Below are 17,525 nucleotides of genomic sequence, written 5' to 3' on the forward strand. Positions count from 1 at the left end.
CGGTTGTCGCGGCGCCAGTCCTCCGCGCGGCTGTCCGCGGCCGTCCTGGGCACGCTGTCCTGTACGCACGGCGGGGCCGTCGGGGCCGCGCACCCGGTGGCCTGGTGGCGGTTCGAGCGGTGGCGGAACCGGTGCACCGACGAAACCCAGCGCGCGGTTCCGCGGCCAGTTCCGGACAGTCCAACAACACACCGCCGTCCGCCACCACGGAAAGTCGCCGCACCGAGCGCACAGGCGCACACGGGGTAGCACCTCATGCCGGCGGACGCCTTCACGCCACCGCGCTCCCGACGACGTACGTACGCGCTGGATCACGGACCTCGCCGCCGCCCGGCAGATGGGCGTCAGCAGTGGGGCGGGACACGTGGGGCTGGTGACGTACCGGGGCTCGTCCGGGACGACGTACGCCACTTCGGACGTGGAGGTGTGACGCGACGTGGTGTAGCAACTGTAGCTCAGGAGCTGTGGCGCAGGACCTGTCTGGTCGCCCTTCACAGCGGGCAGGCCGCCCTGGTCTCACCGGCACGGCGGGCCGGCCCGCCGGTGTCAGCTGGGCTGCGGGCGGCGGATGTCCCCCGTGCCGAGGCCGATCACCGCGCGCGGCTGCATGGGCCCGTCGCCGCGTCGGGAGAGCAGGACGACTTCGTCCACCACCACCGATACGGCGTCGAGCCGGGCGGCGCACTCGGCCGCCAGGGCCTTGGGGTGCTGGGTGCGGCCGAGGGACAGGTGCGGGGTGAAGCGCCGGCCGGGCTTGTGACAGAGCGGGAAGCCCCGTCCGAGTTCCCGGTGGAGCCGGGCCCACGTTGCCGGATCCGCCGCGGCCGGATCGAGCCATACCGTGGCGTGGTGCCGGTGGTGGAAGTAGTGCACCCCGGCCAGCCGCGCGCTGAAGGCGGTGCTCCGTGCCGCCGCGGTGGCCAGCAGGGGCAGTGCCCGTTCGAACTCCTCCTCCGGTACGAACCCGAACAGCAGGTTCACATGGGGCGGCCAGCGCCGTACCTGTGGGTCGTGTTCCCAGCGGATGTCCTGGATGGCCGGCCAGAGGTGCCGCGGAGGCAGCCAGGAGACCGCCGTCCGGGGTGTCGGCGCGATCGCGAGCGTGTCCACCGGCTCAGCCCCGCCGAAAACCGGATCACCGTCCACGGGCCCATGCTCCCGCACCGGCCCCGCGCCCGTCCGCAGACTCTCCGGTGCCGGGGTGCGTGACCTGCGGTCCGCGGTGATGGCGGCTAGCTGGTAGTGGCGGTTCCGGCTCGCCTGGTTGTCCCGGCAGTTCCGCGAGGGCACCGTGGAACGCACAGAAAGAGGAACAGGCAGGACGTTCTCGACTCGTGATCCGTGAGTGATCACCGATGTCCTGCCCGCCCGGGGAACGCAGCGGGCCAAGGGCCCGGCCGCCCCCTTCTCCCGATCGCGCCGCTGATGCGCTCTCTGTTCGAACCCTTCAGGAGATTCACCATGCGTACTGTCCATTGGACCCTTGCCGCCGTTGCGGGTGCCGCTCTGGCCCTGGGCGGCGCCGCGGCCTCGGCCGGCGCCGCGTCGGCCTCCTCGGTGGACGCCCTCCACCACGACCAGCAGATCAGTCACTCTGCCGCTCACACCGACTTCGGACGCGACCACGGCGGTGGCGGTCACGGCGGTGGCGGTCACGGCGGTGGTGGCCACGGCGGCGGCCACGACGGTGGCGGCCACGACGGCGGTTACGGCGGTCACGGCGGCGGCCACGGTGATCACGGCGGTTGGGGCGACGGCGGCTACTCCTACGGCAGCTGGGACCGCGGCCACGATCACGGCGGCGGGGACGACGACGGCGACTACGGATGGGGTTACTGACCCCCCTAGCCGAGGGGCCGGCCTGTGTGCCGGCCCCTTGAGGCCTGATGTGGGGTCTGAGCCGGGGGCGCGGCGGCGCGCCGGCCGGCGGACGGAGCCTGGTCGTGACCGGCGCGGTCGGTCCCGGCGAACGGCAGCTCCGCCCGCAGGGTGGTCCCCGCGGCGGGCGGGCTGTCCAGGAACAGCTTGCCGTCGAGCGCCTCCACGCGGTCCCTGAGCCCCACCAGACCGGTGCCGGCGGCAAAGCTGGCGCCGCCCACCCCGTCGTCCTGGATGCGGACGTGCAGCAGCCCGGAACCGGCCGCCGCCGTGACCGTGACGGTGGACGCCTCCGCATGCTTGGCCGCGTTCGTCAGCGCCTCGGAGACGACGTAGTAGGCGCTGACCTCGACCCGCTCGGGCAGTCTCTCCCGGACGTCCGTCTCGAGGGCGACGGGAACGGCCGAGCGGCGGGCGAGTGCCTTGAGCGCGGGAACGAGGCCGCCCTGGGCCAGGATCGCGGGGTGGATGCCTCGTGCCACCTCGCGCAGTTCCTCGCAGGCGTCGGTGAGACCGGCGGCGACGACGTCGAGTTCCGTGCGGAGCCGGTACAGATCGGCGGGCACCGACGTCTGCGCGTTGCGGAGCAGGAGAAGCAGCGAGACGAGCCGCTGCTGGACTCCGTCGTGCAGATCGCGTTCGATGCGGCGCCGTGCGTAGTCCGCGGCGGTGACGATGCGCGCTCGCGAGGCCGTCAGTTCCGCATGGGCCTTGGCGTTCTCGATGGCGATGCAGACGAGATCGGTGAACGCGGTGATCTGCGACTCGGCGTTCGCCGCGAAGGGGGCGTCACCGTGCTTCGACGCGACGATCAGCCCCCAGGGCTGCCCGGCCACGATGATCGGGCACTCGACCGACGAGCCCGGCTCCGGCACACCGGTCTCAGGGGCGGTCGCACCACCCGCGCCCCCGACGTCGTCATCGGCTCGCCAGGCGGCGACGCGTCTGCGGCCGCCATGGGTCTCGTAGCGCTCCACGCGGACCGCGTCCGCGTCGGTGAGGAGGCCCGCTTCGCGGGTGACGGCATCGAACACGGTGCTCGGCCGGGCCGACCGCGCGATGAGTGTGGCGACCTCGCGCAGCGCGGACTGCTCCTGCGACAGTCGTGCCAACACCAGGGCCGAGTGCCGCAACCGGGCCGCCAGGTGTCCGACGAGCGCCGCCGTCAGGAGGAAGGCGGCCAGAGCGGCGGAGGTCTGCGACTGGGCGACCGGGAATCCGTGCGGCCTGGCGAACAGGTAGACGTAGGCGACGACACTCAGTACCGAGGTCAGAACAGCCAGTGCGGCTCCCCACGCCACGGCCACGATCATGACGGGGAGCATGTACAGCGCCAGGAGATGCAGGTGCAGGACATACGGATCGAGAGCGTCCAGAAGGCCTGTTACCGCGGCGACCATTGCCGTCCCGGTGAGCAGCCCGTTCAGCCAGTGCCGGCTCAGCACCTCCACGCCACCAGTGTGACACCGGGCGCGGACGCCGTACCGTTCCCGCCGCCCCGGCTGCCGGCGGCGCGGTCGACTCGTCACCGAGGCCCGTGAGAGCCTGCTGGTAGGCGGGCCTCCCCGCCCCGCGCCCGGAGGCCGCCGTCCATGCCGCACGGCACGGTGGAAGGCGCGGTATGACGCGGTTGCGAGTGGTGCTGGCGGACGACGACGTGCTGCTCCGCCAGGGCCTGGCCAGCTTCCTCGAACGGTCCGAGGTCTCCGTCGTCGGGCAGGCCGGCGACGGCCGCGCACTGCTGGACGTCGCGCGGGAGACGCTGCCCGACCTGGTGGTGGTCGACATCCGCATGCCGCCGACCGACACCACCGAGGGACTCGAGGCGGCCCGGGTCATCCGCGCTGAACTGCCCGGCGTCGGCATTCTGGTCCTGTCCGCGCACGTCGAGGTCGAACACGCCATGGAGCTTCTGGCGGGCGGCCGGGGGGTCGGGTATCTGCTCAAGAGCCGGGTCGGTGACGTGGAGGAGTTCCTGGAGGCGGTCAGGACCGTCGCCAAGGGCGGATCCGTCCTGGATCCCGCCCTCGTCCGGGAGCTGGTCACGGCGCAACGGCGGGAGGATCCCCTGGACGTGCTGAGCGAACGCGAGCGAGAGGTGCTGGCCCTGATGGCGGAGGGGCGCTCCAACGTCGGTATCGCCCGCCGCCTCTGGGTGACCGAGGGCACCGTCGAGAAGCACGTGCACAGCATCCTCGGCAAACTGGGTCTGACGGAGACCGACGACGACCACCGGCGCGTACGAGCCGTCCTGACGTTCCTTCAGGCTCCCTGACGTTCCTTCAGGCTCCCTGACCGCGCCGACGCCCCGGACTGCGACACGTCCCTGACCGCCCCGGCCCTCAGCTCCCCGGCCCGGCCGTCACTCGCCGCCGGACGGACCGCCCTTCCCCTCGTCGTCCAGCAGGGCGCGGACCGCCGCCGCGGACAAGCGGCTCTTGCACAGGAACCCGATCGCCGGGGAAGCCGCCACCAGCGGGGCGTAGTCCTGCTCCCCGCACGCGGAGACGAGCACGATCCGGGGGGCTCCGGCCGCGGCGTCCCGGTGCAGACGGTCCGCGACCTCGATGCCGTTCTCCGCCCCGAGTTCCACGTCCAGCAGGACGACGTCGGGCCCCAGCTCGGCGATGCGCTCGGCCGCCTCGTCGCCCGTCGTCGCCACCCCCACCACGCTCATGCCCTCGCCCTCGAGCAGACGGCGGGCGGCGGCCAGGAAATGGGGACAGTCGTCGACGATGAGGCAGCGCACCACACCGTGAGCTTCCCACACCGGGTGCGGGCGGGCATTGAAGCTGTCCGCCATCCCGGTACGGGCCGGCGACGCGCGGTCAGGAGTGTGCCTCCGTGCCGCCCGCGGTACCGGTGCGGCGCCGGTCCGGCAGGGGCCGCGGCTCGCTGTCGTCGTCGAGCTTGTCCAGGAATCCGGCCAGGGTGTCGGTGACCTCGTCCAGGGAACGGGCGCTGAAGAGGACCGGTTGGTAGCCGCGGATGTCGTACGGGGTGGTGAGCATGAGGTCGAGGTCCAGCGGGCGGACGTCGGCCGCCCGCAGCTGGCGCAGCTCGCCGTAGGAGGAGAGCAGGGCCGCGCCGTACGCCTTGGGTGTGCCGGCCTCGTCGAGCACCCCGTACTCCAGCGTGAACCAGTACACGTCACTGATCATCTGGAGCACGTCCGCGCGTTCCACCCGCTGCGCCGCCCGTCCGATCAGGCGGTAGATGTCCGCGAAGGCCGGCGAGGACAGGTGGATCCCGTGGCCGAAGACGTCGTGGATGACGTCCGGCTCGGGGGTGAAGAGCGGCACCGCCGGATGGCGGACGAACTGCACCGCGTGGAAGTAGCCGTCGGCCATCGATCCAAGGAACCGCTTGTTCTCGACCACGCCCCCGGCGAGGGTGAAGGTGAAGTCCGTCAGGCGCCGCAGGTGCGAGCCGACCTCGGCGTGCTGCGGGATGTGGTCGGCCGGTACGGGTGCCTGCTCCCTGGCGTCGAGGGCGGCACGGCACGCATGCTCGCTCTGTGTCCGCCACAGGGCCCGGTGAACGGTCCGCCAGGTCCGCTCCTCGCTCTCGTCGTAGTCCACCCGCGGGGACGGATCACCGACCCGGTGACCGCGGGCACGTGCCGCGATCGTCCGGCGCCGGAGCAGGTAGTCCGGATCGCTGAAGCCGGGGTGATCGGTGGCCGCGCTCAGCCGGCCGTCGGCCGCGACGGGTGTTCGCCTCTGCATACCGGTCACGAGTTGATCATTCCTTCGCCGGCCTGCCCGAGGAACCGGATCCCACCCCCTTCACCCGCCAGGCCCAACCGGAAAGCGGGTACGCGTGCCACCGCCACCGCCACCGCCGCCACCGGCACCGGCACGCACCCGCCCGGGCTCGGCCCGGTCAGTCGAGACCGCCCTGTTCGCAGACCTGACGTGCCACCTCCCGGAGTTTGATGTTCTTCTCCTGCGAATAGCGGCGCAGCACGGTGAAGGCCTGCTCCTCCGTCAGCCGGTGGCTGGCCATGAGGATGCCCATGGCCTCGCCGATCGTGTGGCGGGTGGCGACCGCCTGCTGCATCTGGGCGTGGGTCCGGGCACTGGAGAACGCGACCGCGGCATGGGAGGCGAGCAGCCAGCCGGCCGTTTCGCTGGTCTCGGTGAAGGCACCGGCTCTGCGCGAGTAGAAGTTCAGCGCACCGAGGTCGTCGTCCTCGGTGAACAGCAGGATCCCCATCATGCTGCCCACGCCGAGTTTCCGGGCCTGCGGGGCGTAGGCGGGCCAGCGGGGCTGCTCCTGCCGGAAGTCGCGGATCCGGAAGACGCGGTCACCCGTCCGGGTGTGGGCGGAATCGAAACAGGGCCCTTCCCCGAGCCGTTCCTGCAGCTGATCACTGTCGATGACCAGTTGGCTGGTGGGGGCCAGCGTCTCCACGCTTTTTCCGTGCAGGACCAGGATGCCGGCCGCGTCACAGCCGTCCACCAGTTCCGTCGCGGACGAGGTGATGTTCCTCAGCGTCTCCTCGACCGACGACTGCGCCAACAGCACTCTCGCCATGGCCGCCATCTGCCGCGCGAACTCACGCCAGTCCATGAGGTGCCCTCTCATCCGCCGCGCTGCCCTCATGCCCAGACTTGCACGCGCCACACGGACTGACCCGCACCGCAGCCGAATGCGGCGGCGGAGCCGGGCACACGATCCCGGAGTGGTGCACTCGCAGCCGGTGCGGTCGTCTGACCTGCGGTGACCGCGCCGCGCTGGTAGAACGGACCGGACCGACGGCACTACACGACCCGGGGAGGACGAGATAGCCGGGACCGGCAGGGCGCACTCCCGCGAGAACGCGCTGGCGCGGCTGCTCGCGCGCCTCGCCGTGCTGACGGCGATCGGCGCCGTGGTCGTCCTGGCGCGCGCGCTCCACGGGGACGGGCTACTCGTCGCCGGAGCCAGTTTCCTCGGTCTGGTCCTCTGCGTCGCCGGCGTCTGGTGGTTCCTCGCACACCGCGGAGCGGTACGGCTGTTCGGGGCACTGGTCGCCGTCGCCGCACCCGTCGGCGTCCTGGTGCTCTTCGCGCACGGCGGCCTGTGGCAGACCGCCCTGGTGCTCAGCCTGTGCTGGGCGGCGACGCTGACCTGCGCCCGGGCGGCGCTGCGCAGATCGCGTCCGCAGCGGCCCATGCGGGCGATCGCCGCACCCCGTCCGCTGCGGCCGGCACTCATCATGAACCCGAAGGCCGGGGGCGGAAAGGTCGGCCGCTTCGGCCTCGCCGAGCAGGCCCGGGAACTGGGCGCGCGGGTGATCCTGCTCGATCCGGACATCCGGACCGACGTGACGGTGCTGGCCCACAGGGCCGTCGCCGAGGGCGCGGACCTACTGGGCGTGGCGGGCGGAGACGGCACCCAGGCGCTGGTCGCGGCCGTCGCCGCGGAGCACGACCTGCCGTTCCTCGTGGTCGCCGCCGGTACCCGCAATCACTTCGCCATGGACCTCGGCCTCGACCGGTCCGACCCGCGCCGGTGCCTCGACGCGCTGACCGACGGCGAGGAACTCCGGGTCGACCTCGGCGACGTCGACGGCCAGCCCTTCGTCAACACCGTGTCGTTCGGGGTGTACGCGGACGTCGTCCAGCGTCCCGAGTACCGCGACGACAAGGCGGGCACCGCGCTCAGCCTCATGCCGGACCTGCTGGTCGGCGAGGGGGTACGGCGACTCGAGGCCCGCATCGACGACACCGCCCTCTCTTCCCAGCAGGCCCTGCTCGTCAGCAACAACCCGTACGGCTCCCCGGACGAGTTCAGCGGCGTCAACCGCAGGCCACGGCTCGACAGCGGGGAACTGGGCGTGCTGGGGATCCGCGTGGAGAGCGCGGCGCAGGCCGCGGACCTGGCCGTGCGCGGCCCGCAGTCCACGGGACTGACCGTCATGACCGCCCATCGGGTCGAGGTGACCTCCGACACGGACGACATCCCCGTGGCGGTGGACGGCGAAGCGCTGCGCATGCCCGTCCCTGTCGTGTGCTCGCTGCGTCCGGGGGCACTGCGGGTCCTGGTGCCCCGCGACCGGCCGGGCGTCCCGGTTCCCGCGCCGCCCGTGAACTGGCGGCGGCTCCTCCGCCTCGCGTTCGGCCGCAGCGAGCGAACACCCGAAGGAGAGATCCGTGCCTGACCGCAACACCGCCCGGCCGGCCCCGTCCGCCTGGCGAACCCCGGCCGGCGCCCGGTCCGCCGCGGCCCCGGTGCTTCGCGACCTCCACGCGATCGACGGGGCCCTGTACGCCGCCGTGGCGGCCACCCCCACGCCCACGCTGGACCGCACGCTACGGCGGCTGTCCCACGCGGCCGACCACTCGAAGATCTCGCTGACGGTGGCCGCGGGCCTCGCCCTCGTGCCGGGCCGTCCCCGCCGCGCTGCCGTGGCCGGTGTCTGTTCGGTCGCGCTGGCCTCGGCGGCGGCGAACCTGTTCGGCAAGCGGATGGTCCGCCGGCGCCGGCCGGACCGTGAGCAGGCCCGGGTGGTGGTGGACCGGCACGTGCCCATGCCGGAGTCCGCGTCCTTCCCGTCCGGCCACACGGCCTCGGCGACGGCGTTCGCCACCGCCGTGGGTGTCGTCCTGCCCCCTGCCGCGGTGCCGCTCGGCGCGCTCGCGGCCGCCGTCGGCTACTCCAGGGTCCACACGGGCGTGCACTACCCCGGCGACGTCGCGGCCGGCGCGGTCCTCGGTTTCGCGGCCGCCGCCACGTCCCTCACCCTCCTGCACGTCCCACGGCACCGCTTCACGGCGCTGCCGTCGCACCTGGGCACGCACCGGGGCTCCCCGGCTCAAGGACGCTGAGCGTCACCCCCCGCGCGGTCGCCGCAGCACGGGGTGGGCGAAGCCCCGGTGAGGGACATCCAGCGCCGGACGGTCTCCTGATGGGAACCGGTCGCCGTGCCGCCGGCCACCGCTTCGGCGTCCGCGGGGGAGCACGGCGTTCCCGAGCGGGTCAGCAGGACCAGGGGCCACGCGGGGCCCGTACCGGCGTCCGCTCCGTCGAAGGCACTCCAGTCCCAGGGTCCGTCGAACCGCCAGGCCCGCCCGTCGGCGTCGGCGACCTCGTCGCCCGGCCGGAGGAACGCGTACGGCCGCATCAACAGTTCGAAGGCGAACGGGATCCCGTCACCCGGGTGGAGGCCGTAACCCTCGCCGTTGAGGTGGCTCTCGTCCGGATACTCCCGGTAGGACATGCCGCGGCGCAGCACGGACACGGTCAGCCGGGGACGTGGGAGCCAGCCCGTCTCCAGCGGCGGGTCGTGGCGGTCGACAGCCGTCACATGGACCACCGTCGGCGGTACTCCGACCCGGCAGATGTCGCCCGCTTTCAGCTGCTCCGGCGGCGGCTCGGTCCGGAACAGCTCCATCTCCGGCGCGGGCGGGGCGTCCCTGGCCTCGGGCACCCCCAGGGCCACGATTCCGTTCCAGTGATGGAACTCGCTCTCGGTGTCGACGCGCCACCACGGCCAGCGCACCGACACGTAGTCCCCTGTCACGCCGCGTTCGACCCTGGCCGGTGTGAAGGGGCAGGTGACCGTCAGCACGTCACCGGCCCGGAAGTCCCCCTCGAACGTCATCCGCCCAGGTTAGGACAGGCACCGTTCACCACCGACGCGGCCCGGCAGCCGTGCACCGGCCCGCGCTCGCAGGTACACAGGCCCCGCGCTCGCACATCCACAGGCCCGCGTTCGAACGCGCACAGGCCCGCGCTCGCACGGTCGGGCACACGAACGCATCGGCTTCACGAATGCCTCGGCTTCACGAATGCCTCGGCTTCACGAACGCCTCGGCTTCACGAACGCCTCGGTTTCACGAATGCCACGGCTTCACGCACGCCTCGGCTTCGCGCACGCCTGCGCGTCACCACGGCGACGACCGTCCCGATCCCGGAGACCAGCAGCCCGAGCCCACCGAAGATCAGCGGCAGCAGCCACAGTGAGGCGAAGCCGTTGATCCGCGCGTCCTCGGGGGAGTCGGCGCGGTAGAGCACCTCGACCCGCTCACCCTCCTCGTACGCCGGCGGATTGGAGCCCGTGGAGTCCTGGAACCTCGTCGGTGTGCCGTTCTCCGGCGTGAACTCGACCACCGGGTAGGCGACGGGCCGGTCGTCCGTGTGCTTGTCACGGGACGTGGTGTCGTGGTCCTCGCGCCACTCCAGGGACACCACCGTGCCCTTCGCGCGTTCCGCATCGGTGAGGAACGAGACCGACACCCCGGCGAGGATCAGGCCGATGACCAAGAACAGCGCCCCGAACGCGATCGTCCCGAAAATGATCCACCGGCGGGCATTCCGCCCCCGCACCTGCCCCTGCACGACGTTCCCCTCAGTTGCCCGACAGGAGAGGGACGTTATCCCAGGTGGTATCCCGGTCGGCCGGCCGGGCTCCCGCCCGGGACGGTCGGGCCCACCCGCCCGTCATCGGGCACGCGTCAGCACGCTCCGGCGTCCTGCCAGACGCGGTGCACCTGGTCCTGATATGCGCCCCACTGGCCGCTCGTCCCCGGTTCGTCGCCCTGCGTCCACCACTGTGCCTTCCACACGCGTCCGTGCAGGCTGACCGTCTGCCCGCCGCTGTAGGCCGCGTTGCGGTCCCATGCCGGAGCGGTGCACGACGGCGCGAGTGAGGGAACGGCCACCGGATTCGAGGCGGGAGGCTCTACCGGGAGCGAGGGCCGGGCGCCGACGGAGGGAGCGGCGGGAGGTTCCTCCGGGAGCGAGGGCTGCCGGCCGGGTGAGGGAGCGGCCGGGTTCGCGGCGGGGGGTCCGTCCGGGTGTGAAGGCTGCCCGCCGGGTGCGGGCACGACCGGGGCCGCGGTGGGGGAGTTCTGGGATGCGGCGGGCTGCTTGCCTGCGGTGAGGATCAGGGCGTCGCCCACCTCGCGTTCGCCGTTGGAGGTGATGACCTCCCCCTCTCGCACCATGGTCGTGGATCCGCCGCCGTCGAGGTTCATCGCGTCCACCGCCCCGAGTTCGCGCATGAACGAGGCGGCCTCGTTCAGACCGAGGCCGTCGCTCCGACGGGGTTGCCGGCCATTGGACGTGACCAGCAGGACGCGTCCCGCCGCGTCGACTCCGAGAAGGGTCCTGGGGTGACGCTTGAGTCCGAACGAGTACGCGAAGGACGGATCGTCCTGCACGAGGCCGTCCGCGTCGTAGTCGACGTGGACCTTCCCGTTCCGTACCAGTTCGGGACCGCCGCCGACGATGCCGTCACCGCTGCCGAGGGTGACCGCAGAGCCGTTCTCGTCGGTGATCGTGTCCTTCACGACCAGCTGTGTGCCGGGCAGGGCATGGGCCCGCAGCCACTCCGCGCCGCTTCCGGTGCCCGCCAGCACGCTGCCGCCCTGGGGTACTTCACCGCCTCGCGGACGGAGTTCCAGCACCTGCTGGGAACTGTCGAGGACGGCTTCGAGGCCCGCACCGGTCGGGGTCGGTGCCCCGAACTCCGAAGTGAACCGCACGACTTCATCGGGATCACTGCAGGTGTAGTCGTGGCGAGGCCGCTCCGTCGGCTTGTCGCCGCCGACGCCGCCACAGTTGCGTACGACCCCGGGGGGCCTGTTGATGCCGTCGATGACCTCGGACTGGTCCCCCGCCTGGACGGACAGGCTCGTGCTCAGGTGCTTGAACTCGATGCGTGTGCCGTCGGCGCGCAGTACGGCGGCTATCCGTCCCCGTGTGGCGGCACTCTGAAGTTTCCCGTGCGAGGCGGAGATGCCCGCGGACACTCCGGGGACACCGTCCCGCGGTTCCATCACGAAGAAGCCCCCGTTGGTCGCCAGCAGGGCATCGTTCTCCTTGGCCATGGTGGCGACGGTCTCCTTTCCGGCGACGGTCTTGCCGAAGCTCGTCCCGAGGGACCCCGTGAACGCCTGGGGGTCGATGATCGCGACCTGGACCTCCGTGCGGCCGGTGCCGGGGGTGCCGTCGGCCCCGGTCCACTCGCTGTCCGCCTTGAAGCCTGCGTCCACGACACGCTTGACCTCGGCCTTGGCCTCGCCCTCGGAGTCGAACGAGCCCACCCGCACCCGGACGCCGATGAGGCCTTGCCGGTCCGCGTCGGCGGGCCAGGAGACCGGCTCGGAACGCGGGGTGAAGCCGGCGGCCTTCAGCTTGGCCGCGAGATTCGCCGCCTGCTTCTCGGTGAAGAGCAGTCCGGAGGCGATCTTGTCGTTCGGGTCGCCGAGCACGTCCTTCCCCGCTCCCGGTGCCGCGAGGCCGCGGATCGTGACGGTCCAGCGGTCCTGCGTCCCCGCACCGCCTCCGAGTACTCCCCGGTAGAGGTCCACTCCGGCGGCCGGCGACTCCCGCTTCCAGCCGGCCAGCGCCGCTGGTGCCGTGCCGTCGGGCTCAGCACCGGAGACCTTGGCGACGAGCAGGAGAGAGGCGGTGACCGTCAGCGCGGCGGTCGCGAACGTGAGCTGTCTGGGAAGCGCGCGGTGCGTCATGGAGGCTCCTCGGGTAGGGACGTCCAGGGAGGACTGGTGGCCCCCCGTGAAGAGGGATCTCCTCGTGCAGAGGGACCTCCTCCGCCTGACCGAGTCGGGCGGCTCCTCTTCCGTCCCGCGCCGCGGTCCTGTTGTTGCCGTCGTGCGGTGCCACCGGTCCCGATTTGTGCGCGAGGCACAGATTTCGGCGAGCGCCCGGATCCCGCGCCGGGTGCGGTGGCGCCGCGGTGCCGGTCCGACGGCGTCGAGCCGCCCGCCGGGCCCCGCCGCCCCGGATCGCGTGGCGCAGCCACGCGGCCCCCGCCTCCGGTGCTCCTGCGCCGCATGGAGCAGGGGTTCGAAGGGCGGGGGCCGCCGGTGTCACCTCACGAGGCGTCAGACCGTCACCCGGCTTCGGCCTTGTGCATCTCGGCGAGTTCCTCGTCGGACTCGCGGCCGGGCGTCGGCAGGTCGAACTTGACGATCGCGAAGCGGAAGAGCCCGTAGTAGAGCACGGCGAATCCGAGACCCACCAGCACCAGACCCCAGGGATTCGAGGCGATGCCCAGGTTGAGCGTGAAGTCGATGGCACCGGCGGAGAAGCCGAAGCCGTCCCGCATTCCCAGCGCCCAGGTCAGGGCCATCGAGACACCGGTCAGCACCGCGTGCAGGGCGTACAGCACCGGTGCGATGAACATGAACGTGAACTCGATCGGCTCGGTGACACCCGTCACGAAGGAGGTCAGTGCCACCGAGGCCATCATGCCGCCCACCACCTTGCGGCGCTCGGGACGGGCGCAGTGCACGATCGCGAGGCACGCCGCCGGCAGGGCGAACATCATGATCGGGAAGAAACCGGTCATGAACTGCCCGGCGGCCGGGTCGCCGGCCAGGAAGCGGGCGATGTCGCCGCTCTTGCCGTGGTACTCGCCGGCCTGGAACCACGGGAACGAGTTCAGCAGGTGGTGCATGCCGACCGGGATCAGCGCGCGATTGGCCACACCGAAGACGCCCGCGCCGACGGCGCCGGAAGCGACGAGCCGCTCACCGAGGTGGTGCAGCCCCCCGCCGATGACGGGCCAGATGTAGCCGAAGACGATTCCGATGAACAGGCCGGCGAAGGCGGAGAGGATGGGAATCAGGCGGCGACCGTTGAAGAAGCCGGCCCAGTCCGGCAGCTTGGTGCGGTGAAAGCGCTGGTAGAGCAGCGCGACGACCACGCCCATGACGACACCGCCGAGGACACCGGCGTTGACGGCTTTCTCGACCATGACGATCTTGCCGTCGACGGCTTTGGCCTCTTTTGGAAGGCTCGGATCGGTGAAGGTGCCCAGCACGTTCCTGAACACGAGATATCCCACGACGGCCGACAGGGCGGTCGAGCCGTCGGACTTCTTGGCGAAACCGATCGCGATACCGACGGCGAACAGCAGTGCCATGTTGTCGAGAATGGCGCTGCCACCCGCGTACATGAACCCCGCGATCTTGTTGACGTAGGCGGGCAAGGACTCCTTGCCCAGCATGTCGCTGTTGCCGAGCCGGATCAGCAGGGCGGCGGCGGGCAGCACCGCCACCGGCAGCATCAGGCTGCGGCCGATGCGCTGCATGACAGTCATCACGCCGACGCCCTTCTTCCCTTCCGCGGTGGTGGACATGAGGTACCTCCAGAGGCCAAGGCGCCGCACGGGGACGGGGCGACGACGAGGGCTGTGATGTTCCAGCCGGTCACCTGGGCCGCACAATGCGGTTGAGCGGAATTGGGCAGGTGCCCGACATTGCGTGCCGGGTGCGTGCGCTCCGCCCGGGAACTCCGTCGGCAGCGGTGCGTGGACGGGGATGAGGCGGAAACACAACGGTGCCATCCCGGCAATTCACCGCCCCCGTGCCCGCGGACGCAAATTGGCCCGGGAATATGTTGCGCCACAGTTGGGTCCACGGATGGGTAGGGATACGCATGGACGTGAGCCGTCGCTCTCCTCCCGGCCGCCGGCGGTCCAGCAGACGAAAATTGATCCGGGCTGTCAACTCCGGTGCTCCGTTTGTTTCCTGCGGCACAAAAAGCAAGCCATCACGGGACGCCCTCCGCGTGACTTCTTGACGACCGGATCACAGGGACCCTACATTCCGGGCGCGTTGGAAGTCGACGGAAACCGTTTGATTGTGTCGACTTCGCGCCACGTCTCGCGCGTCACCCTCTCTGAAAGGGGACCTCCGTGCATGCGCACATACGACACTCCACTCGCGTCGAGAGACGCACCGTTCTCACGGCTGCCGGGGCACTGCTTGCGATCTCGGCCGCGGTACTCGCAACACTCCACCCGCTGACGGCGCATGGAGCGACGACGTCCACGTCCATCACCATCGACGGCAGGGGCGAGGGCCGCACCTTCGACGGTGTGGGAGCCATCAGCGGCGGCGGGGGGAACTCGCGGCTGCTGATCGACTATCCCGAATCCCAGCGGAACCAGATCCTGGACTACCTGTTCAAGCCCGGCTACGGGGCCGCTCTGCAGATCCTCAAGCTGGAGATCGGCGGCGACGCCAACACCACGGACGGCGCCGAGCCCAGCATCGAGCACAGCCGCGGAAAGATCAATTGCGACGCCGGGTACGAGTTCTGGCTGGCACAGGAGGCGAAGAGGCGCAATCCCGACATCAAACTCGCCGGGCTGACATGGGCCGCCCCCGGCTGGCTCAATGCCGGGGACAACGACTTCTACACCTCGCCGGGCACGATCAGCTATCTGATGGACTGGATGACCTGCGCGAAGCAGAAGGGACTGACCATCGACTACCTCGGCGGGTGGAACGAGCGCTATCCACGAAACGGCTCCGACGCGTGGTACAAGAAGCTCAGGTCGAGGCTCGACGCCGAGTACCCCAAGACCAAGGTCATCGGCGGGGAGAACGACTGGAGTATCGCCGGCCGCATGATGGACGACCCCGGCCTCAAGAATGCGGTCGACGTCATGGGACTGCACTACCCGTGCGGATACCAGGACGCCATGGCGAACTGTGCGGACAAGAACCGTGGGGCGGACTACCGGGCCTCACAGAAGTTGATCGAGCAGGGCAAGACCCTGTGGGCCAGCGAAAACGGATCGCAGGACTACGACAAGGGAGCACCGGCCGTGGCCCGGGCGATCAACCGGGGCTACATCGATTCCAAGATGACCGCGTACATCAACTGGCCGGTCGTCGCCTCTCTCTACCAGAATCTCCACTTCTCCAAGAACGGCCTCGTTCTCGCGGACCAGCCGTGGTCCGGGGCGTATGACGTCGGTCCCACGGCCTGGGTCATGGCGCACACGGCCCAGTTCGCCCAACCCGGCTGGAAGTACGTCGACGGCGCCGGCGGATACCTGGGCGGCGACCGGGCCAACGGCAGCTACGTGACGTTGAAGTCCCCCGATGCGCATGACTTCAGCACCGTGATCGAGACGATGGACGCCACCGCCGGCCAGACGGCTTCCTTCACCGTCCGGAACCTTCCGGCGGACGCGGTCCACGTGTGGGCGACCGACGTGCGGTCCTTCGACGCCCGGGACGCCTTCGCACAGCAGCCGGACATCAAGGTGAAGGACGGAGGCTTCACCATCACCCTGAAACCCGGGTACGTCTACAGCCTGACCACGACGACAGGACAGGGCAGGGGAACCGCCGCGTCGCCGGCGCGGGCGGACTTCCCGAAGACCCACGCGGACGACTTCGAGAGAGACAAGGCGGACACAGGGCAGCAGGCACGCTACCTGTCCGCGATGAACGGCGCCTTCGAGGTCGTCACGTGCACCGGCGAGGGACACGGCGGAAACTGCCTGCGCCAGGAGGCGACCGGCACGCCCGTGCGCTGGACGGACGAGAACTACTCCGATCCCTATGCGCTGATCGGCGACCTCAACTGGAAGGACTACACCGTCAGTTCGGATGTGATGCTCGAAGAACCCGGTCACGTCGAGGTCATGGGGCGCATCGGGCAGCAGGGCAGGAACAACAACGGACTGCAGGCCTACCTGCTGCAGTTGACGGACGAGGGAGAGTGGGCCGTCCGTAGGAGCGAGATCGGCTCGGGCGGTACTGCCTGGAAATTCACCACGCTCACGTCGGGCAAGCTGAAGAAGGAACCCGGCACCATGACCTGGCATCACCTCGCCCTGTCCTTCCGTGGTGCCGCCATCACCGCATCCGTCGACGGCACGGTGGTGGGCGAGGCAACCGACTCCAGCTACCCGAAGGGCCAGGCCGGCCTGGGGTCCGGTTGGACACACGCCCGGTACGACAACTTCAAGGTCACCGTCGGCGGCGGTGATCCCGCCGGCGCGTGCAGTGCCGCCCCCGCCTGGACGCGCAAGAACTATCAGGCCGGGGACGTCGTCTCCCGCGACGGCAGCATCTGGAAGGCACAGTGGTGGGCCAACCCGAACAATGAGCCTGGGACGCCTTCCAGCTGGGGCGCATGGAAGCAGATCGGCACTTGCTGAACACACCACCCGAGGACATGCCCGCATCAAGGCGGGTGGCCGTCGCCCGAACAGCCCTCGATCGGCCGCCGGCCCGCCCGCCTTCGCCTCCGTGCCCGGCTGGCACCTCGTTCTTGTCACCCGGGTGAGATGACCCGGCCCGGATCCTACGGGGTGGTTCGCACAATGCCTCCCCGGCGGGACGCCACCCCCAGGGCTGTCTCTTCAACGGTAGTCACCACCGGTTCCCCGCGATGGACCGCGATCAGCGTTGACCCGGGACAGCCGGGCGCAGTGTGCCTCTTCCGCCGGGTCACTCCCGCGGCAGTCGTCGATGTCTTTCGCGGATCGGCCGGTTCACAACAGAGAGGCATCATCGTGCGCAGTCGACGTGGAATCATCGCCGGCCTGGTGACGGGAGTTGCGACGATCGCAACGGTCGCCGGCTCGGTCTACGCGCTGGAAGGAGGCCGGGAGGCCACCGCGGAAGACGCCCCGGCCGGCATGGTCCAGGTGTCCTCCGGCGGCCTGTGCGGGGGAACGCTCATCCACGCCACGTGGGTACTCACCGCCCAACACTGCATAGCCGGCGACTCGATCGCGCGCATGACCGTGCGCACCGGCGGCCTGGAGCGGGATCACGGCACCGCCCTGGGGGTGAAGGCCACGTACACGAAGCCGGACGCCGACATGGCGCTGCTGGAGCTGAAGGGCGAGGCAGCCGCCGTGCCCGTGCCGCTGGCCGACT

General features: G+C 70.8%; 15 protein-coding genes. 6 read left to right on the forward strand and 9 right to left on the reverse strand.

Features of this window, described 5'->3' with window-relative positions; genetic code table 11:
- Positions 1-546 precede the first annotated feature (546 nt).
- Complete coding sequence (locus tag JK359_RS39520; protein ID WP_307788412.1) at positions 547-1,146, reverse strand: 2'-5' RNA ligase family protein; 600 nt, start codon at positions 1,144-1,146, stop codon at positions 547-549.
- Between the two features lie 315 nt (positions 1,147-1,461).
- On the opposite strand from JK359_RS39520, the gene JK359_RS34285 reads away from it, so the two are divergent.
- Positions 1,462-1,839, forward strand: a complete 378-nt coding sequence (locus JK359_RS34285) for a hypothetical protein (protein WP_201843523.1) — start codon at positions 1,462-1,464, stop codon at positions 1,837-1,839.
- A gap of 5 nt (positions 1,840-1,844) precedes the next feature.
- Here the strand turns inward: JK359_RS34285 and JK359_RS34290 are convergent, their stop codons facing one another.
- Positions 1,845-3,329, reverse strand: a complete 1,485-nt coding sequence (locus tag JK359_RS34290; RefSeq protein WP_201843524.1) for a DUF4118 domain-containing protein — start codon at positions 3,327-3,329, stop codon at positions 1,845-1,847.
- 170 nt (positions 3,330-3,499) lie between these two features.
- Here JK359_RS34290 and JK359_RS34295 point away from each other — a divergent pair, with 170 nt between their 5' ends.
- Positions 3,500-4,153, forward strand: a complete 654-nt coding sequence (locus JK359_RS34295) for a response regulator (RefSeq protein WP_201843525.1) — start codon at positions 3,500-3,502, stop codon at positions 4,151-4,153.
- A gap of 87 nt (positions 4,154-4,240) precedes the next feature.
- Here the strand turns inward: JK359_RS34295 and JK359_RS34300 are convergent, their stop codons facing one another.
- From JK359_RS34300 to JK359_RS34310, 3 genes are all read right to left on the reverse strand, one after another.
- Positions 4,241-4,630 carry a LytR/AlgR family response regulator transcription factor gene (locus tag JK359_RS34300; RefSeq protein WP_307788413.1) on the reverse strand — a complete coding sequence of 130 codons (390 nt, stop codon included), beginning with the start codon at positions 4,628-4,630 and terminating at the stop codon, positions 4,241-4,243.
- A gap of 76 nt (positions 4,631-4,706) precedes the next feature.
- On the reverse strand, positions 4,707-5,606 hold the full coding sequence (locus JK359_RS34305) for a phenylalanine 4-monooxygenase (RefSeq protein WP_236678903.1): 900 nt from the start codon (positions 5,604-5,606) through the stop codon (positions 4,707-4,709).
- 157 nt (positions 5,607-5,763) lie between these two features.
- Positions 5,764-6,453, reverse strand: coding sequence for a GAF and ANTAR domain-containing protein (locus tag JK359_RS34310; RefSeq protein ID WP_201843528.1), 690 nt, complete (start codon positions 6,451-6,453; stop codon positions 5,764-5,766).
- Between the two features lie 280 nt (positions 6,454-6,733).
- Here JK359_RS34310 and JK359_RS34315 point away from each other — a divergent pair, with 280 nt between their 5' ends.
- Both JK359_RS34315 and JK359_RS34320 read left to right on the forward strand, forming a co-directional pair.
- On the forward strand, positions 6,734-8,026 hold the full coding sequence (locus JK359_RS34315; RefSeq protein ID WP_307788414.1) for a diacylglycerol/lipid kinase family protein: 1,293 nt from the start codon (positions 6,734-6,736) through the stop codon (positions 8,024-8,026).
- Positions 8,027-8,096: 70 nt separating this feature from the next.
- Positions 8,097-8,693, forward strand: a complete 597-nt coding sequence (locus JK359_RS34320; protein WP_307788417.1) for a phosphatase PAP2 family protein — start codon at positions 8,097-8,099, stop codon at positions 8,691-8,693.
- Here JK359_RS34320 and JK359_RS34325 read toward each other — a convergent pair.
- From JK359_RS34325 to JK359_RS34340, 4 genes are all read right to left on the reverse strand, one after another.
- Positions 8,681-9,469 carry a hypothetical protein gene (locus JK359_RS34325; RefSeq protein WP_201843530.1) on the reverse strand — a complete coding sequence of 263 codons (789 nt, stop codon included), beginning with the start codon at positions 9,467-9,469 and terminating at the stop codon, positions 8,681-8,683. The genes JK359_RS34320 and JK359_RS34325 overlap by 13 nt on opposite strands.
- Positions 9,470-9,684: 215 nt before the next feature.
- Positions 9,685-10,206, reverse strand: a complete 522-nt coding sequence (locus JK359_RS34330; protein WP_201843531.1) for a DUF3592 domain-containing protein — start codon at positions 10,204-10,206, stop codon at positions 9,685-9,687.
- A 116-nt stretch (positions 10,207-10,322) separates the two neighbouring features.
- Complete coding sequence (locus JK359_RS34335) at positions 10,323-12,341, reverse strand: phosphodiester glycosidase family protein (protein ID WP_201843532.1); 2,019 nt, start codon at positions 12,339-12,341, stop codon at positions 10,323-10,325.
- A 383-nt stretch (positions 12,342-12,724) separates the two neighbouring features.
- Positions 12,725-13,975, reverse strand: coding sequence for a PTS transporter subunit EIIC (locus JK359_RS34340; RefSeq protein WP_201843533.1), 1,251 nt, complete (start codon positions 13,973-13,975; stop codon positions 12,725-12,727).
- Between the two features lie 741 nt (positions 13,976-14,716).
- Between JK359_RS34340 and JK359_RS34345 the strand changes: the two genes are divergently transcribed.
- The gene (locus tag JK359_RS34345; protein ID WP_201843534.1) at positions 14,717-16,798 is read left to right on the forward strand and encodes a galactosylceramidase; all 2,082 of its coding nucleotides are present in this window, start codon (positions 14,717-14,719) and stop codon (positions 16,796-16,798) included.
- 357 nt (positions 16,799-17,155) lie between these two features.
- A partial coding sequence (locus JK359_RS34350) for a trypsin-like serine protease (RefSeq protein WP_201843535.1) occupies positions 17,156-17,525 on the forward strand: 370 nt, incomplete at its 3' end.

It is taken from the genome of Streptomyces actinomycinicus, from assembly GCF_016741775.1.
GTDB classification, from domain to species: domain Bacteria; phylum Actinomycetota; class Actinomycetes; order Streptomycetales; family Streptomycetaceae; genus Streptomyces; species Streptomyces actinomycinicus.